Source organism: Bacillus sp. LJBS17 (assembly GCF_019334685.1).
In the GTDB taxonomy this organism is placed as follows: Bacteria; Bacillota; Bacilli; order Bacillales; family Bacillaceae; genus Bacillus; species Bacillus subtilis.
Genome location: NZ_CP079759.1, coordinates 906,996 through 928,500 on the forward strand (window position 1 = coordinate 906,996; position 21,505 = coordinate 928,500).

The 21,505-nt window shown below is 43.8% G+C and carries 22 protein-coding genes and 1 rRNA gene; 17 read left to right on the top strand and 6 right to left on the bottom strand.

Annotated features, from left to right (window positions below):
• Positions 1–9: 9 nt before the first annotated feature.
• Entirely contained in the window at positions 10–1,203 is a 1,194-nt protein-coding gene (locus tag KXZ66_RS04550) for an MFS transporter (RefSeq protein WP_219144831.1), read from the top strand.
• Between the two features lie 31 nt (positions 1,204–1,234).
• Here KXZ66_RS04550 and KXZ66_RS04555 read toward each other — a convergent pair whose 3' ends face one another.
• Positions 1,235–1,387, bottom strand: coding sequence for a small, acid-soluble spore protein K (locus KXZ66_RS04555; RefSeq protein ID WP_003223241.1), 153 nt, complete (start codon positions 1,385–1,387; stop codon positions 1,235–1,237).
• A 124-nt stretch (positions 1,388–1,511) separates the two neighbouring features.
• Between KXZ66_RS04555 and KXZ66_RS04560 the strand changes: the two genes are divergently transcribed.
• The 6 genes from KXZ66_RS04560 to KXZ66_RS04585 all read left to right on the top strand — a co-directional run bounded on the left by KXZ66_RS04560 (position 1,512) and on the right by KXZ66_RS04585 (position 7,586).
• Positions 1,512–1,781, top strand: a complete 270-nt coding sequence (locus KXZ66_RS04560) for a YfhJ family protein (RefSeq protein ID WP_003243789.1) — start codon at positions 1,512–1,514, stop codon at positions 1,779–1,781.
• Between the two features lie 144 nt (positions 1,782–1,925).
• On the top strand, positions 1,926–2,444 hold the full coding sequence (locus KXZ66_RS04565; protein WP_049140591.1) for an SH3 domain-containing protein: 519 nt from the start codon (positions 1,926–1,928) through the stop codon (positions 2,442–2,444).
• 84 nt (positions 2,445–2,528) lie between these two features.
• Positions 2,529–2,861 (top strand): SdpC immunity protein SpdL, encoded by a 333-nt coding sequence (spdL, locus tag KXZ66_RS04570; RefSeq protein ID WP_049140590.1) that lies wholly within the window; start codon positions 2,529–2,531, stop codon positions 2,859–2,861.
• Positions 2,848–3,708, top strand: a complete 861-nt coding sequence (gene ephM / locus KXZ66_RS04575; protein WP_014479220.1) for an epoxide hydrolase EphM — start codon at positions 2,848–2,850, stop codon at positions 3,706–3,708. The genes spdL and ephM overlap by 14 nt, the downstream gene beginning before the upstream one ends.
• A 231-nt stretch (positions 3,709–3,939) precedes the next feature.
• Entirely contained in the window at positions 3,940–4,929 is a 990-nt protein-coding gene (locus tag KXZ66_RS04580) for a glycosyltransferase family 2 protein (protein ID WP_038829475.1), read from the top strand.
• Positions 4,930–5,000: 71 nt separating this feature from the next.
• A complete protein-coding gene (locus KXZ66_RS04585) occupies positions 5,001–7,586 on the top strand; it encodes a YfhO family protein (protein WP_049140589.1) in 2,586 nt (861 codons plus the stop codon).
• Here KXZ66_RS04585 and KXZ66_RS04590 read toward each other — a convergent pair.
• Positions 7,579–8,562, bottom strand: a complete 984-nt coding sequence (locus KXZ66_RS04590; RefSeq protein WP_014476212.1) for a metal-dependent hydrolase — start codon at positions 8,560–8,562, stop codon at positions 7,579–7,581. The genes KXZ66_RS04585 and KXZ66_RS04590 overlap by 8 nt on opposite strands.
• Before the next feature lie 215 nt (positions 8,563–8,777).
• On the opposite strand from KXZ66_RS04590, the gene mutY reads away from it, so the two are divergent.
• Positions 8,778–9,887: an A/G-specific adenine glycosylase gene (gene mutY, locus KXZ66_RS04595; RefSeq protein ID WP_014479222.1), complete on the top strand. Its 1,110-nt coding sequence runs from the start codon at positions 8,778–8,780 to the stop codon at positions 9,885–9,887.
• A gap of 7 nt (positions 9,888–9,894) precedes the next feature.
• Here the strand turns inward: mutY and KXZ66_RS04600 are convergent, their stop codons facing one another.
• On the bottom strand, positions 9,895–10,119 hold the full coding sequence (locus KXZ66_RS04600) for a hypothetical protein (RefSeq protein ID WP_003233542.1): 225 nt from the start codon (positions 10,117–10,119) through the stop codon (positions 9,895–9,897).
• Between the two features lie 81 nt (positions 10,120–10,200).
• Here KXZ66_RS04600 and fabL point away from each other — a divergent pair, with 81 nt between their 5' ends.
• The 5 genes from fabL to KXZ66_RS04625 all read left to right on the top strand — a co-directional run bounded on the left by fabL (position 10,201) and on the right by KXZ66_RS04625 (position 14,212).
• Positions 10,201–10,953: an enoyl-[acyl-carrier-protein] reductase FabL gene (gene fabL, locus KXZ66_RS04605; RefSeq protein ID WP_003223262.1), complete on the top strand. Its 753-nt coding sequence runs from the start codon at positions 10,201–10,203 to the stop codon at positions 10,951–10,953.
• 68 nt (positions 10,954–11,021) lie between these two features.
• Positions 11,022–11,276 (top strand): gamma type acid-soluble spore protein SspE, encoded by a 255-nt coding sequence (sspE, locus tag KXZ66_RS04610; protein ID WP_014476214.1) that lies wholly within the window; start codon positions 11,022–11,024, stop codon positions 11,274–11,276.
• A gap of 172 nt (positions 11,277–11,448) precedes the next feature.
• Entirely contained in the window at positions 11,449–11,709 is a 261-nt protein-coding gene (locus KXZ66_RS04615; RefSeq protein WP_031315502.1) for a YgaB family protein, read from the top strand.
• A 143-nt stretch (positions 11,710–11,852) separates the two neighbouring features.
• Positions 11,853–12,383, top strand: a complete 531-nt coding sequence (locus KXZ66_RS04620) for a nucleoside tri-diphosphate phosphatase (RefSeq protein WP_003223272.1) — start codon at positions 11,853–11,855, stop codon at positions 12,381–12,383.
• Positions 12,384–12,469: 86 nt separating this feature from the next.
• Entirely contained in the window at positions 12,470–14,212 is a 1,743-nt protein-coding gene (locus KXZ66_RS04625) for an ABC transporter ATP-binding protein (RefSeq protein ID WP_009966836.1), read from the top strand.
• A gap of 77 nt (positions 14,213–14,289) precedes the next feature.
• On the opposite strand, the gene KXZ66_RS04630 is transcribed toward KXZ66_RS04625, so the two are convergent.
• Positions 14,290–15,351, bottom strand: coding sequence for an aromatic acid exporter family protein (locus tag KXZ66_RS04630; RefSeq protein ID WP_003233537.1), 1,062 nt, complete (start codon positions 15,349–15,351; stop codon positions 14,290–14,292).
• Positions 15,352–15,570: 219 nt separating this feature from the next.
• A complete protein-coding gene (locus KXZ66_RS04635) occupies positions 15,571–16,860 on the bottom strand; it encodes a glutamate-1-semialdehyde 2,1-aminomutase (RefSeq protein ID WP_015715541.1) in 1,290 nt (429 codons plus the stop codon).
• 152 nt (positions 16,861–17,012) lie between these two features.
• Here KXZ66_RS04635 and bcp point away from each other — a divergent pair, with 152 nt between their 5' ends.
• A complete protein-coding gene (bcp, locus tag KXZ66_RS04640; protein ID WP_003233532.1) occupies positions 17,013–17,486 on the top strand; it encodes a thioredoxin-dependent thiol peroxidase in 474 nt (157 codons plus the stop codon).
• 122 nt (positions 17,487–17,608) lie between these two features.
• Complete coding sequence (gene perR, locus KXZ66_RS04645; RefSeq protein WP_003223285.1) at positions 17,609–18,046, top strand: peroxide-responsive transcriptional repressor PerR; 438 nt, start codon at positions 17,609–17,611, stop codon at positions 18,044–18,046.
• A gap of 34 nt (positions 18,047–18,080) precedes the next feature.
• Here perR and KXZ66_RS04650 read toward each other — a convergent pair whose 3' ends face one another.
• Entirely contained in the window at positions 18,081–18,434 is a 354-nt protein-coding gene (locus KXZ66_RS04650; protein WP_014113119.1) for a YgzB family protein, read from the bottom strand.
• A gap of 207 nt (positions 18,435–18,641) precedes the next feature.
• Here KXZ66_RS04650 and KXZ66_RS04655 point away from each other — a divergent pair, with 207 nt between their 5' ends.
• Both KXZ66_RS04655 and KXZ66_RS04660 read left to right on the top strand, forming a co-directional pair.
• Positions 18,642–19,526 (top strand): nucleotidyltransferase-like protein, encoded by an 885-nt coding sequence (locus KXZ66_RS04655; protein ID WP_003243727.1) that lies wholly within the window; start codon positions 18,642–18,644, stop codon positions 19,524–19,526.
• Between the two features lie 294 nt (positions 19,527–19,820).
• Positions 19,821–21,366: ribosomal RNA gene (locus KXZ66_RS04660) — 16S ribosomal RNA — on the top strand.
• The last annotated feature ends 139 nt before the right edge of the window (positions 21,367–21,505 follow it).

The window sequence follows — 21,505 nt, forward strand, 5'->3', positions numbered from 1 at the left end:
GCGATGACGTTGAGTATCAAAAACCCATCTGTAAAATTTATTATATTTGTTCTTATGATTTGTACATTTTCAATCGGCTATACAGAATACGCGGTGATGGGTATTTTGACGTCGATTGCCAATGACTTTCATATACAGGTTTCATCCGCAGGGCTTCTTGTCACGGCTTATGCGGCAAGCGTTTGTTTGACAGGACCGCTCGTCACCATCATTTCCGTCAAGCTTCCGAGAAAGCCTGTGCTTCTTGGGCTTATGGCGATATTTATCCTTTCAAACCTGATGAGCGCACTGGCGCCGAATTTTGCGGTATTGGCCATTTCAAGAATTTTATCTGCGTCCATTCACGGCGCTTTCTTCGCTATTGCCATGGTATTCGCAAGTGAAATGGTTCCGCCGGAAAAGCGTGCTGCAGCTGCTGCTTCAATGAACGGCGGACTGACAGTGGCTCTAATGCTTGGTGTTCCATTCAGCTCTTATCTCGGAGATGTCCTGAATTGGAGAGCGGTGTTTTCCATCATTACGGCACTTGGTGTCATCGGATTTTTAGGCCTTATGGCTGCCGTGCCGAACAGAAAACCAAAAGTGATCCCAATGCTTATGAGTGAGTGGGGGGTTTTTAAACACAAACAAGTGCTGTTTTCCTTCGCGATTACCATTTTAGGCTATTCCGGTGTCTTTATCGCCTACACCTTTATCGAACCCATTTTAAGGCATTCAGCCGGATTCAGCACGGTTGGCATTACAGGTGCTCTCTTTGCGTATGGATTGGGAGGCGTTGCCGGGAATTTCTTTGCTGGAAAAGTACCGCTGCCTTTGCTGACTCGGACGATGATCGGCGTAATGATCGGTTTAATTGGTGTTCTGGCTGTATTTCCTTACATCGCCATTTACCCGGCTGCAGCCATTGTGGCAACGTTCCTATTCGGGGCATGCGCATTCGGCACGCCGCCTCTTCTGCAAACAAAGGTCATTTCCTCATCTGAGGGCGGCACAACCATTGCCGCAGCTGTCAGCGTATCAGCATTTAACCTTGCCAATGCCCTTGGTGCATGGATCGGCGGAATGATTTTAAACGGAACAGGCTCTTATTCCTGGCTGTTTGCAGGAGGTGCGCTTATGACCGCATGCGGACTTGTGCTTTCTACCTTCGCACACTTATCAGAAAAGAAAAGCGTCTACGAATATCAAGTCAATAAAGGGTAAAAACAGCTGCAGTGTATGCAGCTGTTCTTCTTTACCGTTTGCCTGAGGCTCTCATTCTTTCTTGAGGATGCTGATTGATAGATCCGTCAGCACGCTTTGAAGCATAGTCGTCCTTTGCTCTCGGTTCACCCTGAAATTTGTTTTCGTTTTCGTAAGGAAATCCTTTTTCTTTATTTCGGACCATGTCATATCCCCCTAGGTTCGAGATCAAAAAGTTGCGTCTTTCCAGATGAAGACGTAAGGTTAGTATATGGAGAACACCACGTAATAAAGCGTTATTTTTTTCCTGAAGAAAGGAGACTGCACACATGAATATGTACATTGAGAAACTGACTAATCTGCTTCTGGAAAAGAACGAGATGATCAGCTATATACAGGCAAAAACGTGGGTGGAATTGTTATGGAGCGATTTCGAAGCAACCTATGCAAAAGCCGGACACGCCTATCAAGGTGAAAAAATGACTGAAAAAATCGTCACACAATGGATTGAAAACTATGGCGGCCAGCTCCACCTTTTTCAAAGCTCCCGTAACGACGTGAATGATTACTTAAATCAAAGCAGAGGCCTTTTGCACTAAAAACCTGCCGTTAACGACCGGCAGGTTTTTTCATTTTCTTAAAATTACCTTAAAAGGAAGAAATCATAAACAAAACATGTTTCACCAGCCTGTCAATCAGGGAATACCACTAATATCTTGTCAAAATGCGAGGAGGAGCTTTATATGAAAAAGAAACAAGTAATGCTCGCTTTAACAGCTGCCGCAGGACTGGGTTTGACAGCACTTCATTCCGCTCCCGCAGCAAAAGCTGCGCCCCTTCACGACATATCTGTCAGCATGCCATCATCCGATTCTTACATCATAAAAACAGGAAAGCTGAATGTCCGGACTGAGCCAAATCATAAAGGTGACATTCTCGGCACTGTATCATCAGAACAAAAAGTAAAAGTCTATGGATTTGTAAATGCCGATTGGGCTCAAATTCATTTCAAAGGAAAAAAAGCGTATATTTCAACCCACTTTTTAATGAAAACCGCAAGCCAAGCGAAAACAATGAAACAGACAGCCTTCTATGCACCGACGCCCGAAAATGGAAAAGCTAAACAGCTCCCATCTGGAACAGAGGTGACAATACTTGGGTGGGGATTCAGTGAAAACGGCGGATTTGACTTCACTTGGGCGTTCGTGGATTATGGCGGAGTTAAAGGCTATATTCACACAAAGGATTTACAAATGCGATAAAAAGGCAGGCCGAGGCTTGTCTTTTTGCCTATGCATGAAACATTTCTCCTTTCTGCACGTAACAATGAGAAAGGAGATGAGGATATGACGGGTTTAGTCGGCGGAGGGCTTATGATCATTGCTGGCATACTGATCAAACTGTTTCCTCCCAAATCGATCAACAGTGTGCTCGGATACAGAACGAGACGCTCAATGTCAGATCAAAGATTATGGAATGAAGCGAACCGTTACAGTGCATCATTAATGATCCTGTCAGGCTTGGTGATTGCGGGAATGGGTTTGCTGCTGGGATCAAACTTGTTTATTCTTCAGCTTATCCTGCTGATTGCCGCCTGTGTCATAACATTTATGCTGACGGAGAAAAGGCTGAAAATCATGACGCACAGTCAAGGAGGAGATAGAAGTGGACGGAGTTAAATGCCAGTTTGTCAATACGAACGGAATCACGCTCCACGTTGCAGCCGCAGGACCGGAAGATGGCCCGTTAATTGTCCTGCTCCATGGATTTCCTGAGTTTTGGTACGGCTGGAAAAATCAAATCAAACCGCTTGTTGATGCGGGTTACCGGGTCATTGCTCCTGATCAGCGGGGCTACAATCTCAGTGACAAACCGGAAGGAATTGATTCGTATCGGATTGATACATTAAGAGATGATATCATCGGGCTTATTACGCAATTCACTGATGAAAAAGCAATTGTCATCGGGCATGACTGGGGAGGGGCTGTTGCATGGCATTTGGCCTCCACACGCCCGGAATATCTTGAAAAACTAATCGCGATCAATATCCCGCACCCGCACGTCATGAAAACCGTAACGCCGCTTTATCCGCCGCAATGGCTGAAAAGCTCGTATATCGCATACTTCCAGCTCCCCGATATACCGGAGGCATCACTAAGGGAAAATGATTATGAAACATTAGACAAAGCGATTGGATTATCCGACCGTCCCGCGCTTTTTACATCCGAGGATGTCAGCAGGTACAAAGAAGCGTGGAAACAGCCGGGCGCGCTGACAGCTATGCTGAACTGGTACAGAGCCCTCAGAAAAGGAAGCTTGGCAGAGAAACCCTCTTACGAAACAGTACCTTACCGAATGATCTGGGGAATGGAAGACCGCTTTTTGAGCAGAAAGCTTGCGAAAGAGACGGAAAGGCATTGCCCGAATGGACATCTCATCTTTGTTGATGAAGCTTCCCATTGGATTAACCACGAAAAGCCAGCCATCGTCAATCAGCTGATTTTGGAATATCTTAAGAACCAATAAGCCAAAATTTCTCTCCATCCGTCTGTCATAATGGCAGACTTTTTCTGTGCGTTTTTTTCATAGTCTGTTTTAAACATGACAAAATAACATTAAAAATCATGAATGTCACCATAAAATTGTAACAAAAAACAGGTTTAAACGACTTTAAAAAAAGGAATAGCCTTACTGAAGATTTGTGTAAAACTCCCCTAAGGCAATACTTAAAAAGAATAAAAAAAAGAAGGTGCCTTAATGAAGCAAGGATTAATCTCGATTATTATCCCGTCTTACAATGAAGGGTATAATGTCAAACTCATTCATGAATCTTTAAAAAAGGAATTTAAAAACATTCATTATGACTATGAAATATTCTTCATAAACGACGGAAGTGTTGATGACACGCTTCAGCAGATCAAAGACTTGGCAGCGACGTGCAGCCGGGTAAAATATATATCTTTTTCTCGAAACTTTGGAAAAGAAGCCGCAATTTTGGCGGGCTTTGAGCATGTTCAGGGCGAGGCGGTTATTGTAATGGATGCCGATCTGCAGCATCCGACATATTTGCTGCAGGAATTTATCAAAGGCTACGAAGAAGGGTATGACCAAGTCATTGCCCAAAGGAACAGAAAAGGGGACAGCTTTGTCCGCTCACTCTTATCATCTATGTATTACAAGTTCATTAATAAAGCGGTGGAAGTCGATTTGCGTGACGGTGTCGGTGACTTCAGATTGTTAAGCCGCCAAGCTGTGAATGCACTTTTGAAGCTGAGCGAAGGAAACCGCTTTTCAAAAGGCCTTTTTTGCTGGATTGGCTTTGATCAGAAAATTGTATTTTATGAAAATGTCGAACGAAAAAACGGCACTTCCAAATGGTCGTTCAGCAGTCTGTTTAACTACGGAATGGACGGCGTCGTTTCATTTAATCATAAGCCGCTGAGATTATGTTTTTATACAGGCATTTTCATCCTGCTGCTTTCCATCATTTATATCATTGCCACATTCGTTAAAATTCTGACTAACGGTATTTCTGTGCCTGGGTATTTCACCATTATCTCAGCAGTGTTATTTCTCGGCGGAGTACAGCTGTTAAGCCTCGGAATTATAGGCGAATATATCGGCCGAATCTATTATGAAACAAAAAAACGCCCGCATTATTTGATCAAAGAAGCGAATATCCCGAACAAAGACCTGCCTGAAACGAACGAATTAAAAAGCATGCGGCGTCTGACAAAAATGCACTGAAAATACCAAGCGCCATTGGCAGTGCTTTTTTTGCGTGTCTATTATCTTAAAAGCAAGACTGGAGAATTCATATGAAAAGAAAACATATCATGATCTATGCGGCCAGTTTGCTGGTGTCCGTTCTGGCACACGCTTTTTTTGTGAAAGAATGGGCGGAAGGCAGGTATATGACAGGTCCGGGTGACGGGCTTGCGCAAATGATCGTATTTAAAAAATTATTATTTGACCAATATACACACGGGAATTTTTTCTACAATTATTCATTCGGACTTGGCGGCGGCACATTCAGTCAGCTCGGCTATTATTTTTCTGCGTCTTTTCTTTTTCTTGCTGTATCCGCCGCTGTTTGGATGCTTCAAGCCGTCCAGCTGATCGGAGAAGCGGATACGCTTTTTTGGGCTGAGTCAGCTGTTTTTATCAGTATTTTCAAATTGAGCTTGATCATCTTTACGTCCGCTTCTGTTTTTCATTATCTTATTAAGCACAGGGCGGCATCGTTCACGGGAGCCGTGTTATACGGCGTCTCAATTATTTATTTCCGTCACGAAGCGTATTGGGAATTTTTCACCGATACAATGGTTTGGCTTCCGCTGCTTGTGCTTGGCGCAGAAAAAATTATTAGAGAGCGGCGTCCGGCGTGGTTTATCGTTGCGTGTTCGCTGACGTTAATCAACAATTTTTACTTTGCATACATAAACCTTATATTCATCGGAATCTATGTGCTGTTCAGATGGCTGATTAGTTTGGAACCACATGAAGAGAAAAGATGGATTCAAATCAGATTATTTCTCGTTTCAGGCTTCATTTCTTTTGGCATCAGTGCGGCGGCGTTTGTGCCGGTAGTATACGGTTTTTTAAACAACCTGCGCCCTCCATACAGCCAGAAAATAGAGTGGCTCAATTTCGATGATAATATCTTATTTTCGAGCCGGATCATCATTGTGCCGGCCGCTTTTCTGCTGTTTTTGTTTATGATTTCTTTTTACAAAAACCGTGTGTTTCGTCTCTTTGCCGGGTTGAGCCTGCTGTTTATTCTGTTTCATTTCAGTCCGTATGCGGCAAGCGTCTTTAACGGTTTTTCCGCCCCGCAAAACCGGTTTGAATATATTCTGGCCTTTACCATTGCGGGAGCAGCTGCGGCTGGTTTGTCACAGCTGTCTGAATTGAAACGGAAAGAACTGCTCCCGGCCGCAGCTGTCGTCCTGCTTCTTTACTTGTATCATATTCAAAGGTATAAGCTCGATATATGGAAGCCTGCGAATGAAAGTATTCTATTGCTCTTACTCATGACAATCGCAGCCTTGTTTGCTGCAGCTTTTGCGAAAAAACGGGCAAAAATGGCTGTGTACGGTATAATCATTCTTTCTTCGCTGTTTGTCGCCAACTCCTATCAAAAATACGCGCTCTCAGAAGGCGGCGATTTGGATAGTGTGACAAAAGAATATCTTACAAGTGAGGAATACAGAGGGCGGGAATCATCTGAGCTCATCAGACGTTTACAGAAGGAAAACGATGATCCGCTCATGAGAATCGACTGGATGAACGGGGTCCGCAATAATACGCCAATCATTTACGGGTTTAATGGCTTCAGCGCCTATTCCAGCATTTTAAACAAAGATCTGCTGGCCTTCTATTGGAATGATTTAAGCATCGATATGGGCAGGGAAAGCGTCAGCCGTTACGCGTCATTGGGAGACAGGGCGAATTTATACAGCCTGCTTTACGGCAAATATTATATGACCGAAAAAACAAACGAAGCCAGCGTTCCGTACGGCTTCAAAAAGCATTTAGAAACAGAGCATTATGCAGTTTATGAGAATCAGTACATGCTTCCATTCGTCAAAACAGCGGATGCCATATACAGCGAAAGTGAGCTGGACCGATTGCCCGCTCTTGCGAAAGAACAGGCGATGTTGAAAGGAATCATATTAAAAGATCCATCAGGAAAAACGGAGCAGACACCAAAACCGTCCAATATGATCACCAAGTCGGACATTACCGCAAAACAAGCCCAGTATCAAAACGGGCTGCTAACCGTAACTGGAGAAAACGGAGGAGAGCTGATCATCACCCCGAAACAGCCATCATCCGCTCCGGGAGACTACTATGTCAGCTTTTATTTGAAAAGCAAAGCAAAAGACAGAGGATTTACGTTAAAGGTAAATGATTATGTCACAACAAGGAAATCGAACAAATCGATATATAAAACCGGAGTAAATAATATAACGGTAAGAGTGCCTAAATCAGGCCATATCTCAATCAATCTTCCGAAAGGAACCTATGAGCTGAGAAACTTAGCGCTCTATGAAGAAAATTACCAAACGCTGAAAAACGCTGTAATGCAAAATAAAACAGAGAAAGCAGACAAACTGAATTGGAACAAAAATCGACTGACCTTTGCCTATCATCTGTCAAAAGACCAGTACATCATGCTTCCGATCCCATATGAAAAAGGCTGGGAGCTGAAGATCAACGGAAAAACACAGAAGATCGAAAAAGCGGATTATGCTTTTATAGGCTTCAAGGCGCAAAAGGGAGACAATCACATTGAGCTGACTTACTATCCGCCATACTTCAAAATATCGGCGATCATATCTCTCGTCAGTCTGCTGCTTGCTGTTTTCTATATAAGACGTAAAAAGCCCGGCTCTATATAGAGCCGAGCTTTAATTTTTTCTGAAGTTTTTCTTCGCTGAATATCCATCCCGTATAGGACGAACGGATCGTGAGATCATGGCCGATATGAACAATCGCGACAAACGGATAATGGCCTTTGCTCCGATAACGCAGGTCGATAAATCTCACCTCATAATGATCTTTAAACGTATCCACTTCCCACCGGTAAACCGGAGAAAAGGACAGAAACGCCGCGATGTTATCATCCTGCTTTGCCGCATGCATTACATCGGTTTCAGGAACAGGCACCCGATTAAATGTATCCAGAATCACGACATGTCCTTCCATGCTTCTTCCTACATAGAAAGCATGTGCTGTCGTCACTGCGATTCGCCATTGCCTGAATTTCATCGTTGGAGAAATAATAATGCTTTCGATCTCATCATGAATCATCTCATGAAGCTTCCGTTTAATTCTCAGCTGCATGATCAGGCGCACCAAATAATAGCCTGCCAATATGATATATAAGCTGAGAAACGTGATGCCGGGACTCCCGCCTGCATACCAAATCGCGATAGCTGCCAGATGGCTGATAAAAATAAACGGATCAAACGTATTAATCAGCCCGAGCGCAACCCATTTTTTCGAAAACGGACGAATGGCTTGTGTTCCATAGGCGTTGAATATATCAACAAAGACATGCAGAACGACTGCCAGCAGTGTCCACAGCCACAGGTGCAGAAAATCGGCCTGAGGATAAAATAAATACAGAATCGCCGGGATGATGACAGACCAAAACAAAACGGCGGGAATTGAATGGGTAAATCCTCTGTGATTCCTTATATAAACAGCATTGTTTTTAAGCTTTAACACAGTATCAATATCCGGAGCCTGAGAGCCCGCAAGCGTTGCGATCATAACAGCGTGAGCCATTGCCGGATCTGATCCGACAACAGGATCAAGCGTCGCAATACCGCCCAGTGCGATGCCCATAACGACATGTGTGCCCGTATCCATAGGTGACCTCCTTGCAGGATGATCCTGCACATTCACTTTGTAAGAAATTCCCCATTTTCATATACCCAATTTTTAAACTGATTCAATCGTTCTCATATGTTTCCGCTTTTTCTTTATTACTATTTAATGTAACATATTATCGTACTGTGCCCTTAGTGTACAACAAAAAACAGTCTAAAGAAAAGCGGGGCGCGAAAGACTGGGGAGAAACACATATGAACGTACTTGAAGACAAATTAAAACAAAAAGACATACAGCAATTTCGCGATGATTTAATCTCATGGTTTGAACGAGAGCAGCGCGTTCTGCCGTGGAGAGAGGACCAAGATCCATATAAGGTGTGGGTATCTGAAGTGATGCTACAGCAAACGAGAGTAGAGACAGTGATTCCTTACTTTCTCCGGTTTGTGGAACAATTCCCGACAGTGGAAGCGCTCGCTGATGCTGATGAAGAAAAGGTGCTCAAAGCATGGGAAGGGCTCGGCTATTATTCGCGAGTTAGAAACCTGCAAAGCGCGGTAAAAGAAGTGAAACAGGAATACGGCGGCATTGTCCCTCCAGACGAGAAAGATTTTGGCGGGTTAAAAGGCGTCGGCCCTTATACAAAGGGAGCGGTGCTCAGCATTGCCTACAATAAACCCATTCCCGCAGTTGACGGAAATGTGATGCGTGTCATGTCCAGAATTCTTTCTATTTGGGATGATATTGCCAAACCAAAAACAAGAACGATCTTTGAAGACGCCATACGAGCTTTTATTTCCAAAGAAAAACCATCTGAATTTAATCAGGGCTTGATGGAGCTTGGAGCCTTGATCTGTACGCCAAAATCACCCTCATGCCTGCTATGCCCGGTTCAGCAGCATTGCTCAGCATTTGAAGAAGGCACTGAACGGGAGCTTCCGGTAAAAAGCAAAAAGAAAAAGCCCGGGATCAAAACCATGGCCGCGATCGTACTGACTGATGAAGACGGACAAGTGTATATCCACAAACGGCCGTCTAAAGGTTTGCTCGCCAACCTGTGGGAATTCCCTAATCTTGAAACACAAAAAGGGATCAAAACTGAGCGTGAACAGCTCATTGCTTTCTTAGAAAACGAATATGGCATACAAGCTGATATCAGTGATCTGCAAGGTGTAGTCGAGCATGTTTTCACCCACCTGGTATGGAATATTTCAGTGTTTTTCGGTAAAGTAAAACAAGTGTCGGATACCAGCAAGCTGAAAAAAGTAACGAAAGAAGAGCTCGAACAATTTGCGTTCCCGGTGTCACATCAAAAAATCTGGAAGATGGCAGTAGAAGCAGCCGCCATCTCGGCTGCTCCGTAAACCATTCTTAATCGTAAGAGACGCGCGTGCCGTGGCTGTAGTCCGCTTCATTGCGCTTCATTCCGCCGCGCGCTTCAATTTCTTGCGTTAACTCCCGGTATTTTGATTGGCCTTCTTCGTTCAAATAAGGCATAATTTGCTGAAAGGCATGATGAAAATAAGCGAGTTCACTGTTCTTCCAATCTTTTTTGGAAACCATGTTCAATTCGCTCATATCACGTCCGACATACATAACAGAAGACCCCCTTTAAAGTTCTTGCCATTATTGTTTGTGGAAATAAAAGAACTATACGCTACAAGGAGATGAGGAAAAATGGAACAAAATAAATGTGCACTCGTAACAGGAAGCAGCCGCGGTGTCGGAAAAGCGGCCGCGATCAGACTTGCTGAGAACGGCTATAACATCGTCATTAACTATGCACGCAGCAAAAAAGCAGCATTAGAAACAGCGGAAGAAATCGAAAAGCTTGGCGTTAAAGTTCTTGTCGTAAAAGCAAACGTAGGACAGCCTGCAAAAATCAAAGAAATGTTTCAGCAAATTGATGAAACGTTCGGCAGACTTGATGTTTTTGTCAATAATGCCGCATCAGGAGTACTAAGACCTGTCATGGAATTAGAAGAAACACACTGGGACTGGACGATGAACATTAATGCGAAAGCATTGCTTTTCTGCGCTCAGGAAGCTGCCAAGCTAATGGAGAAGAACGGTGGCGGACATATTGTCAGCATCAGTTCATTAGGCTCTATCCGCTATCTTGAAAACTACACCACGGTCGGTGTATCAAAAGCAGCGTTAGAGGCTTTAACCCGTTATCTTGCCGTTGAGCTTTCACCAAAACAAATTATCGTCAATGCTGTTTCAGGCGGAGCGATCGACACAGATGCGCTGAAGCACTTCCCGAATAGAGAAGATCTGCTTGAGGATGCGCGCCAAAATACGCCGGCGGGACGCATGGTCGAAATTAAAGACATGGTTGATACTGTGGAGTTTCTAGTGTCTTCCAAGGCTGACATGATCCGCGGACAGACAATTATCGTTGACGGCGGACGCTCACTGCTCGTTTAAAAATTTTTAAAAAAGAGGAATAGCTATACGATCACCTGCACATTCTAATGACCGTGGAGGTGATAACAATGGCTAACTCAAATAACTTCAGCAAAACAAACGCTCAACAAGTTAGAAAACAAAACCAACAATCAGCTGCTGGTCAAGGTCAATTTGGCACTGAATTTGCTAGCGAAACAAACGCTCAGCAAGTCAGAAAACAAAACCAGCAATCAGCTGGCCAACAAGGTCAATTCGGCACTGAATTCGCTAGTGAAACTGACGTACAGCAGGTAAGACAGCAAAACCAATCTGCTGAACAAAACAAACAACAAAACAGCTAATCACTGAAACAGAAAAAAGCACTTCATCTTCGGGTGGAAGTGCTTTTTTCTGTTTGAAAAACGACAAAACTTGTGGAAGGTCTACAGAATGAGTCAAAGGGTTTGCTTTATGGAGATCGAAATGATTAAAGGAGGAAATGTTTATACTTTCATCAGGCTGAAGGAGGAACCGATGACGGAATTTGAAAAGCTGGTAAGTGAACAGATGAAAACGATGGATAAGCTTCTCGATCTCCAATCAGAGCTCGACCGCTGCAAACAAATTGAGGCGGAACTCCGGCATTTGGAAAGGGATGCAAAGCTGCGTGGGATTCAGGCTGAAATTGCGGTAAAACGGAAACACCTTGCCGATATACAGGATATGTTTCAAAAGCAGACAGAGCAGGTCATTCGTTCATATCGCAGCTCAGAAAAGCCGTCTTCCTTTGTGTAGTGCAGGAATGTGCCATTCCCCGGCCGGAATGGCTCTTTTATTTTCATTTTTCAATTTGTAACGTTATAATAGGTAAAAGACGTTGTCGGTAAGCAAATTTGGACATACTAACTGTAGGGCTTTATAGAAAGTAGGGGAGAAATATGGGCTATCCCAAGGAAGGAGAAACCATTCAAATTCACAGCTATAAGCACAACGGGCTGATTCATAGAATTTGGAATGAGACAACAATCTTAAAAAGTACAGAAATGTGTGTCATCGGAGCCAATGACCGGACGATGGTAACCGAATCAGACGGCCGGACATGGATAACCAGAGAGCCCGCAATCTGTTATTTTCACGCAAGACAATGGTTTAATGTCATCGGGATGCTGAGGGAAGACGGGGTTCATTATTATTGCAACATCAGTTCTCCGTTTGCCTATGATGGCGAAGCAATTAAATATATTGATTATGACTTAGATGTTAAGGTTTTTCCTGACATGACCTACAATATTCTCGATGAAGACGAATATGATGATCATCGGAAAGCCATGAATTATCCAAAAGAAATCGACAGTATTTTAAGAGACTACTTAAATACGCTGCTCCATTGGATTCACCAGCGTCAGGGACCGTTTGCGCCCGAGTTTGTCGATATGTGGTATGAACGGTATTTGCGCTACACAAAATAATGGTTACGTAAAAACCTGTTGCGGGGTACAACAGGTTTTTCACATGGGCTCACACACATCATGATAAAGAGAGAGGGGGAATCAACGTGGGGGTTATGAAACGCTACATGCAATTCGTCAAACCTTATAAGAAGCAAATTTTCGTTACAGTGTTAATCGGGATCGTAAAATTCTCCATTCCGCTTGCTCTCCCATTGCTTCTGAAGTACGTAGTTGACGACATTATTCAAGGAGGCGGCACGGCTAGTGACAAAACAACGTCATTGTTCACGATTATGGCGATCATGTTCGCCTTATTTTTAATTTTGCGCCCGCCTGTTGAATATTACCGGCAATATTTTGCCCAGTGGACTGCCAGCAAGGTGCTTTATGATATAAGAGCTAAGCTGTTTGACCATATACAAAAACTGAGCCTGCGTTTTTACGCGAATACAAGAACAGGGGAAGTCATTTCCCGAGTGATTAATGATGTAGAACAAACAAAGGATTTCGTCATCACAGGGCTGATGAATATATGGCTCGATATGCTGACGATTTTGATTGTAATCTCGATCATGCTCACACTGGACGTTAAATTAACGCTGATCTCTATCGTATTATTCCCATTATACGGAATATCAGTGAAGTATTTTTACGGCCGTTTACGAAAGCTGACAAGGGAGCGCTCACAGGCTCTTGCTCAAGTGCAGGGGCATTTGCACGAACGCATTCAAGGCATGCCTGTCATCAGAAGCTTTGCGATAGAAGATCATGAACAGGCTCAATTTAATGAGAAAAACGGTCATTTCTTAGATAAAGCCATCCGACACACGAATTGGAACGCCAAAACCTTTGCGGTCGTTAATACCATTACAGATTTGGCGCCGCTCATCGTCATAGCGTGCGCCGGGTATTTTGTCATTAATGGACCGCTGACAGTCGGAACAATGGTCGCGTTTGTCGGATATATTGACAGAATGTACAACCCTGTTAGAAGGCTGATCAATTCCTCTACAACTTTGACACAGTCAATCGCATCAATGGACAGGGTATTTGAATTTATTGACGAGCCCTATGAACTCACTGACAAACCAAATGCGATAAAGGCCGATCAGATTCGCGGAGGAGTGGAGTTTCAAAACGTTTCGTTTCAATATGAGAAGGACAAAGAAAATATTCTTCATGATGTATCCTTAAAAGTAAATAGAGGAGAAACTGTAGCTCTCGTCGGCATGAGCGGAGGAGGAAAATCAACGCTCGTCAGCCTGATCCCAAGATTTTATGATGTAACAAGCGGCAGACTGCTGATTGATGGGACGGATATTCGCGATTATGAAGCAAGAAGCCTTCGCAACCAGGTTGGTATGGTGCTTCAGGATACCTTTTTATTTAGTGAAACGATTCGGGAAAATATCGCGATCGGCAAGCCTGATGCCACACTTGAAGAGATAATCGAAGCCGCCAAAGCTGCAAATGCCCATGAATTTATCATGAGTTTTCCAGAAGGATATGAGACCCGGGTGGGAGAACGTGGCGTTAAGCTTTCAGGCGGACAAAAGCAGCGGATCTCAATTGCGCGGGTATTCCTGAAAAATCCGCCGCTCCTCATTTTAGATGAAGCTACATCAGCTCTGGATTTGGAAAGTGAGCATTACATTCAAGAAGCAATGGACAAACTGGCGAAGGATAGAACAACTTTTGTTGTCGCCCACCGTTTATCGACAATCACCCATGCGGATAAGATTGTTGTCATGGAAAACGGCACAATCATTGAAATCGGAACCCATGATGAACTCATGGACTATGAGAGCCAGTACAAGCACTTATTTACCATTCAAAATTTGAACTAAAACATCAATCTTATATCCTTTTAACGAAGGATATAAGATTTTTTTGTATATAAAAAAAACCCGGCTGTTTAACCGGGTTACTCTTCTGTTTCTATTTCGCAGTCTTTCGGATGATACGTTTGAAAACTTGTGATAAGTGTTTCTAAATGTTCAAGCTGCTCGCGATATTCCACGGCGCTTGCCATAATATTGAGCATGTTGTAATCAATAAGCTCCTCATCCGTATTCTGCTGATTTTTTAAAAATGACTTTGTTAAAAGCTGCTTATACCGGATGCCTTCTTCAACCGCGTCATCATGCGGCTTGATTTTTCCGACAAACCTCATCAAAATCCGTTCGTGCCAGTAAAGCAGGTAATCAAGTTCTTCAGTCAATGTTTCCTGAAACTCTTCCGGCATATGATAGATCTCGTTTTCCAGACGATGCAGCTTCTTCAATGTATCAAGCGCCCGATTTGCAGTAATAATGGCCTGTCTGAACAGGACAAGCTTTCTTGATTTCACATAAGTCGTTTTCTTAAAGTAACTTCTTTCTTCTTTATATAGAAGATATGTCTGATCAAGCTTGATCATTTTTTCTTTCAGTTTTTCAATATCCTCTTTCAAAATCGAATGCTCTGTCGACTGCCGCATGGACAATCTGATCCACTTCATAATTTCTTCGGTGTTTTCGACGGTATTATGAATCAGTTTTGTTTCGTACTTAGGAGGCAAAAACACAAGGTTGACGATAAAGGAAGAAAGCACCCCTAAGATGACTGTGCTTGTTCTGATCAGCGCGAACATTAAAAAGTCGTCACCGGCAGATTCTAATATCGCAATGACTGTTACAAGAGCAATTGAAATTGTATGTTCAATTTTAAGTTTCAGCATGATTGTAATGACAATAACTGCTGTTAACCCGATCATAATCGGGCTGGGTCCGAAAATAAGGCCGAACACTGTGGCAATCACAGCTCCGATGATATTTGCTTGAACCTGGTCAATAATAATGAGAAAAGAGCGGTAAATCGACGGCTGGATCGCAAATATCGCTGCAATTCCAGCGAAAATCGGCGCGGGAAGCCCGATCCACGAAGCCAAATAAAGAGCAAGTGTAATCGCAATCCCGGTTTTGAAAATGCGGGCACCAAGTTTCATTGGTTTGTGCGTGCATTCCTTTCTATAGTAAATTGTGTGACATAGCAAATGGGCTAATCCTTAAAATTCCCGGTTAGTTTATTTGCTAAACAATTAAGTAATATACAGGGATCGATACAAATATTCAAGCTATTTTTCTAGAAAAAGACCAAAATCTTACACGTTGTTTGATTCCATAAAAAAACAGGAGCCCAAAGCTCCTGTTCAAAGTATCTGATTCTAGTTTTTAAGATGTTTAAAAGCATCCTCGACCGCTGCAAGCGTGTCTTTAATATCCTGCTCTGTATGTGCTGTGGTAATAAACCAAGCTTCATACTTAGAAGGTGCTAAATTAATTCCGCGTTCCAGCATCAGCTTGAAAAACGTAGCGAATGTTTCTCCGTCACTCCGTTCAGCCTGCTCGTAATTTTCCACTTTCTCATCAGAGAAGTATACCGTGAGCGCACCTTTTAACCGGTTGACCGTAATGGTGATGCCGTGTGTTTCTGCGTGCTTCAAAATACCCTCCTCAAGCATAGCGCCAAGGTGATCAAGCTTTTCATACACGCCTTTTTCTTTGAGCACTTCCAGACAAGCGATGCCTGATAGGATGGAAGCGGGGTTCCCTGCCATTGTTCCTGCCTGATAAGCAGGCCCTAGCGGAGCTACCTGCTCCATGATTTCTTGTTTGCCGCCATAGGCGCCAATCGGAAGTCCGCCGCCGATAATTTTCCCGAGTGCTGTTAAATCTGGTTTCACCTGTAAGAGATCCTGAGCGCCGCCATACATAAAGCGGAAAGCCGTAATGACTTCATCGTAAATAACGAGAGCGCCTGCATTATGTGTCAATTCATTTACTTTTTCTAAGAAGCCCTCTTTCGGCTCGACGATACCGAAGTTGCCGACAATCGGTTCAACGAGAACCGCCGCGATTTCACTGCCCCATTTATCAAGAGCTGCTTTATAGCTATCGATATCATTAAATGGTACTGTGATCACTTCGTTTGCAATGCTTTTCGGTACACCGGCTGAGTCTGGTGTGCCGAGAGTAGACGGGCCGGAGCCTGCGGCGACAAGCACAAGGTCCGAATGCCCGTGATAGCAGCCCGCAAATTTAATGATTTTTGTCCGGCCTGTATATGCGCGAGCCACGCGGATGGTCGTCATAACGGCTTCTGTACCCGAATTGACGAATCTTACTTTGTCCATAGCGGGAATGGCTTCTTTGAGCATCTTTGCAAATGTAACCTCGTGTTTCGTTGGTGTTCCATACAATACACCGTTCTCTGCCGCTTTTTTAATCGCTTCTGTAATATGCGGGTGGGCATGTCCTGTAATAATCGGACCGTACGCCGCTAAATAATCGATGTATTTGTTGCCGTCCACATCCCAAAAATAAGCGCCGCTTGCTTTCTCCATTGCAACAGGAGAACCGCCGCCGACTGCTTTATATGATCTAGACGGGCTGTTTACCCCGCCGACAATGTGCTGTAATGCCTCATTGTGAAGTTCAATTGATTTTGTATGCAAGAATAAAAACCTCCTATATCTCCATGCGTCCTTTCTATTGTAGCATGCTTCCGAACAAGAACAATGGCTTCGGGCTTCAGATTCAGCTGAGATGGTTGTAATCTGGACAAGAATTGGATACGCTTAATAAAAAAACATCCGGAGGTAACGTAATGACTATAGAAATCGGACAAAAAGCGCCTGATCTTGAGTTAAAAGGCGATCATGGGGAAACAGTAAAATTATCGGATTATAAAGGAAAGTACATCGTGCTTTATTTTTATCCAAAGGACATGACACCGGGATGTACAACTGAAGCATGCGATTTTCGGGACAGTCACGAAAGCTTCGCCGAACTGGATGCCGTCATTATCGGCGTCAGCCCGGACAGCCAGGAAAAACACGGAAAATTTAAAGAGAAGCATAACCTTCCATTTCTGCTTCTTGTTGATGACGAGCATAAGCTGGCGGAAGCGTTTGATGTGTGGAAGCTGAAGAAAAACTTCGGAAAAGAGTATATGGGAATCGAGCGTTCCACTTTTTTAATTGATAAAGAAGGCCGGCTCATTAAAGAATGGAGAAAAGTAAAAGTAAAGGACCATGTAGCCGAAGCGCTTCAAACCCTCAAAGATATGTCGGAAAAGTAAGTCTCTATGATGCTATGCTTACTTTTACCCTGATATCAATTGACAAATTATCGTAGAAAGAGTTACACTAATTATAAACATTACAATGTAAGAATTTTTTTTAGAAGAGAGGTGCATGACGGATGGCTGCACATGAACTAAAAGAAGCCTTAGAAACGTTGAAGGAAACCGGAGTTCGCATTACTCCTCAACGTCATGCGATTCTGGAATATCTCGTTAACTCTATGGCTCATCCAACAGCGGACGATATATATAAAGCTCTGGAAGGGAAATTTCCTAACATGAGCGTAGCGACAGTATATAACAATTTGCGTGTGTTCCGGGAATCAGGTTTGGTAAAAGAGCTCACATACGGTGATGCTTCCAGCAGATTCGATTTTGTGACATCTGATCACTATCACGCGATTTGCGAAAACTGCGGTAAAATTGTGGACTTCCACTACCCGGGCCTTGATGAAGTGGAGCAGCTCGCTGCCCACGTCACGGGCTTCAAGGTAAGCCACCACCGTTTAGAAATTTACGGCGTCTGCCAAGAGTGTTCGAAAAAAGAAAATCATTAAAAATAAGCTGACCGCACGAAACGGTCAGCTTATTTTATTTCGACATTTTCTTTTTATTATAAGACTCATCAAATTCTTTTCCTTCTAATCCCTTATCTAAAGTCAGCGGCTCTCGGCAATGCATGCACATATCGACTCTTCCTAAAACCTTTGTCTCTTTTTCACAGCCCGGACAAATGACGCGAACCGCTTTGGTCGAAAGCATTCCGATCCAAAAGTAAACAACCGTGCTGAGACCGATGGATAAAAGTCCAAGTATCATAAACAAACTAGATAGCAAAACTGACTCTTTGAAAAAGATCCCGATGTACATAATGATAAACCCAACGAAAACCAAACTTAACGCAAATGTTCTGATTTTATTAATTTTGCTGGAGTATTTCGCCATGTCCATCCCCCTCTGATTTAACTATAGCACAAACCCGATGGGATTTTCTTCATGTTTTCGGTTGAACTGGAATTTACATATGGAGAGTTACTGTGAAATTGTTTATAATAGTTCAATGTGTTTAGAAAAAAGGAATTTCGTTTTAACCATAGAATTGAATCAAATAGAGAATAAAAAAATTTGAACAATTGCATTGGAGGAATAGTGATGGAAAATCTTCTCCGTCCAATTTACCAAGAAAGAGCAAGTCATCCCAACACATTGGCTGTCATTATGATTGAGAGAAGAAACAAAACATCTTCCTTAACAGATAACTTTGATGCAGCTTTGCTGGTGATTGTAAAGGATGCTGATGAGCCAGTTTTTATAAAGCATTATGAATTTGATCATCAAACAGCTTCTTTGCATGTGGTAACAGATTCTCAGATTCAAGAATGGATTTTGCTCGGAACAAATAGAAGAATCATAGATTGGATTGTAAATGGCAGAGTTTTGTTTGACCGTAATGAATACGTAGTTGAACTGATTGACAGGCTGAATACATTTCCGTTTGCCGAACGTAAACTGAAGATCGGACTCGAATACGGCAAATTAATCAGAAGGTATGTTGAAGGGAAAGCTTTTTTTGAAGCCAATCAATTTTTAGATGCCTACAACGCCGTTGTTCATGCGCTGCATCATTTAGCACGTATTGAAGTAATCGACAGAGGATTCCATCCCGAAACCACGGTGTGGAGCCAAGTGCGCCAGATGGAGCCGCAAGTGTACAAGTTATATTCCGAGCTGATTGAAAGTCACGAGAGCCTGGAAAAAAGACTTGAATTATTATTCTTAGCAAATGATTTTCTCATCCATTCCAAAGCCGAGATCGGTTCGGCGCATCTTTTCGAAGTAATGAAAGAAAAAGACATTTGGCAATTCGGTGAGCTTCTTCAACATCATGACCTAAAGCACTTTACCCAAGATCTTGGCGTTATGCTTGATTACTTGACAGAAAAGGGACTTATCAACGTCTGCCAGATAGAAACGAAAGGACAGGCTGTCTATCACCGAGGATATTCTTTTAAAAAAGGTGTTGACTCTGATTCTTGACCGTGTTATATTATTAAACGTCGCTGATGCGCTTCTGAGAAAACAAGCTCACAGCGGCGGGAAAATAAATCAAAAAAACATTTGACAAAAGAAAGTCAAAATGTTATATTAATAAAGTCGCTTCAACAAGAAGTGAAAATGATCTTTGAAAACTAAACAAGACAAAACGTACCTGTTAATTCAGTTTTTAAAAAAATCGCACAGCGATGTGCGTAGTCAGTCAAACTAGGGCCTGCACGACGCAGGTCACACAGGTGTCGCCGCAGGAAGCGGTGAATTTAACCTGTGATCCATTTATCGGAGAGTTTGATCCTGGCTCAGGACGAACGCTGGCGGCGTGCCTAATACATGCAAGTCGAGCGGACAGATGGGAGCTTGCTCCCTGATGTTAGCGGCGGACGGGTGAGTAACACGTGGGTAACCTGCCTGTAAGACTGGGATAACTCCGGGAAACCGGGGCTAATACCGGATGGTTGTTTGAACCGCATGGTTCAAACATAAAAGGTGGCTTCGGCTACCACTTACAGATGGACCCGCGGCGCATTAGCTAGTTGGTGAGGTAACGGCTCACCAAGGCAACGATGCGTAGCCGACCTGAGAGGGTGATCGGCCACACTGGGACTGAGACACTACCAGACTCCTACGGGAGGCAGCAGTAGGGAATCTTCCGCAATGGACGAAAGTCTGACGGAGCAACGCCGCGTGAGTGATGAAGGTTTTCGGATCGTAAAGCTCTGTTGTTAGGGAAGAACAAGTACCGTTCGAATAGGGCGGTACCTTGACGGTACCTAACCAGAAAGCCACGGCTAACTACGTGCCAGCAGCCGCGGTAATACGTAGGTGGCAAGCGTTGTCCGGAATTATTGGGCGTAAAGGGCTCGCGGGCGGTTTCTTAAGTCTGATGTGAAAGCCCCCGGCTCAACCGGGGAGGGTCATTGGAAACTGGGGAACTTGAGTGCAGAAGAGGAGAGTGGAATTCCACGTGTAGCGGTGAAATGCGTAGAGATGTGGAGGAACACCAGTGGCGAAGGCGACTCTCTGGTCTGTAACTGACGCTGAGGAGCGAAAGCGTGGGGAGCGAACAGGATTAGATACCCTGGTAGTCCACGCCGTAAACGATGAGTGCTAAGTGTTAGGGGGTTTCCGCCCCTTAGTGCTGCAGCTAACGCATTAAGCACTCCGCCTGGGGAGTACGGTCGCAAGACTGAAACTCAAAGGAATTGACGGTACCGCACAAGCGGTGGAGCATGTGGTTTAATTCGAAGCAACGCGAAGAACCTTACCAGGTCTTGACATCCTCTGACAATCCTAGAGATAGGACGTCCCCTTCGGGGGCAGAGTGACAGGTGGTGCATGGTTGTCGTCAGCTCGTGTCGTGAGATGTTGGGTTAAGTCCCGCAACGAGCGCAACCCTTGATCTTAGTTGCCAGCATTCAGTTGGGCACTCTAAGGTGACTGCCGGTGACAAACCGGAGGAAGGTGGGGATGACGTCAAATCATCATGCCCCTTATGACCTGGGCTACACACGTGCTACAATGGACAGAACAAAGGGCAGCGAAACCGCGAGGTTAAGCCAATCCCACAAATCTGTTCTCAGTTCGGATCGCAGTCTGCAACTCGACTGCGTGAAGCTGGAATCGCTAGTAATCGCGGATCAGCATGCCGCGGTGAATACGTTCCCGAGCTTGTACACACCGCCCGTCACACCACGAGAGTTTGTAACACCCGAAGTCGGTGAGGTAACCTTTTAGGAGCCAGCCGCCGAAGGTGGGACAGATGATTGGGGTGAAGTCGTAACAAGGTAGCCGTATCGGAAGGTGCGGCTGGATCACCTCCTTTCTAAGGATATTATACGGAATATAAGACCTTGGGTCTTATAAACAGAACGTTCCCTGTCTTGTTTAGTTTTGAAGGATCATTCCTTCGAAACGTGTTCTTTGAAAACTAGATAACAGTAGACATCACATTCAATTAGTAA

Bases quoted from the DNA above. Each gene is read 5' to 3' on its own strand.
- KXZ66_RS04555 (WP_003223241.1), bottom strand. From the start codon at position 1,387: ATGGTCCGAAATAAAGAAAAAGGATTTCCTTACGAAAACGAAAACAAA.
- KXZ66_RS04560 (WP_003243789.1), top strand. From the start codon at position 1,512: ATGAATATGTACATTGAGAAACTGACTAATCTGCTTCTGGAAAAGAAC.
- KXZ66_RS04565 (WP_049140591.1), top strand. From the start codon at position 1,926: ATGAAAAAGAAACAAGTAATGCTCGCTTTAACAGCTGCCGCAGGACTG.
- spdL (WP_049140590.1), top strand. From the start codon at position 2,529: ATGACGGGTTTAGTCGGCGGAGGGCTTATGATCATTGCTGGCATACTG.
- KXZ66_RS04580 (WP_038829475.1), top strand. From the start codon at position 3,940: ATGAAGCAAGGATTAATCTCGATTATTATCCCGTCTTACAATGAAGGG.
- KXZ66_RS04585 (WP_049140589.1), top strand. From the start codon at position 5,001: ATGAAAAGAAAACATATCATGATCTATGCGGCCAGTTTGCTGGTGTCC.
- KXZ66_RS04590 (WP_014476212.1), bottom strand. From the start codon at position 8,562: ATGGATACGGGCACACATGTCGTTATGGGCATCGCACTGGGCGGTATT.
- mutY (WP_014479222.1), top strand. From the start codon at position 8,778: ATGAACGTACTTGAAGACAAATTAAAACAAAAAGACATACAGCAATTT.
- KXZ66_RS04600 (WP_003233542.1), bottom strand. From the start codon at position 10,119: ATGTATGTCGGACGTGATATGAGCGAATTGAACATGGTTTCCAAAAAA.
- fabL (WP_003223262.1), top strand. From the start codon at position 10,201: ATGGAACAAAATAAATGTGCACTCGTAACAGGAAGCAGCCGCGGTGTC.
- sspE (WP_014476214.1), top strand. From the start codon at position 11,022: ATGGCTAACTCAAATAACTTCAGCAAAACAAACGCTCAACAAGTTAGA.
- KXZ66_RS04615 (WP_031315502.1), top strand. From the start codon at position 11,449: ATGACGGAATTTGAAAAGCTGGTAAGTGAACAGATGAAAACGATGGAT.
- KXZ66_RS04620 (WP_003223272.1), top strand. From the start codon at position 11,853: ATGGGCTATCCCAAGGAAGGAGAAACCATTCAAATTCACAGCTATAAG.
- KXZ66_RS04630 (WP_003233537.1), bottom strand. From the start codon at position 15,351: ATGAAACTTGGTGCCCGCATTTTCAAAACCGGGATTGCGATTACACTT.
- bcp (WP_003233532.1), top strand. From the start codon at position 17,013: ATGACTATAGAAATCGGACAAAAAGCGCCTGATCTTGAGTTAAAAGGC.
- perR (WP_003223285.1), top strand. From the start codon at position 17,609: ATGGCTGCACATGAACTAAAAGAAGCCTTAGAAACGTTGAAGGAAACC.
- KXZ66_RS04650 (WP_014113119.1), bottom strand. From the start codon at position 18,434: ATGGCGAAATACTCCAGCAAAATTAATAAAATCAGAACATTTGCGTTA.
- KXZ66_RS04655 (WP_003243727.1), top strand. From the start codon at position 18,642: ATGGAAAATCTTCTCCGTCCAATTTACCAAGAAAGAGCAAGTCATCCC.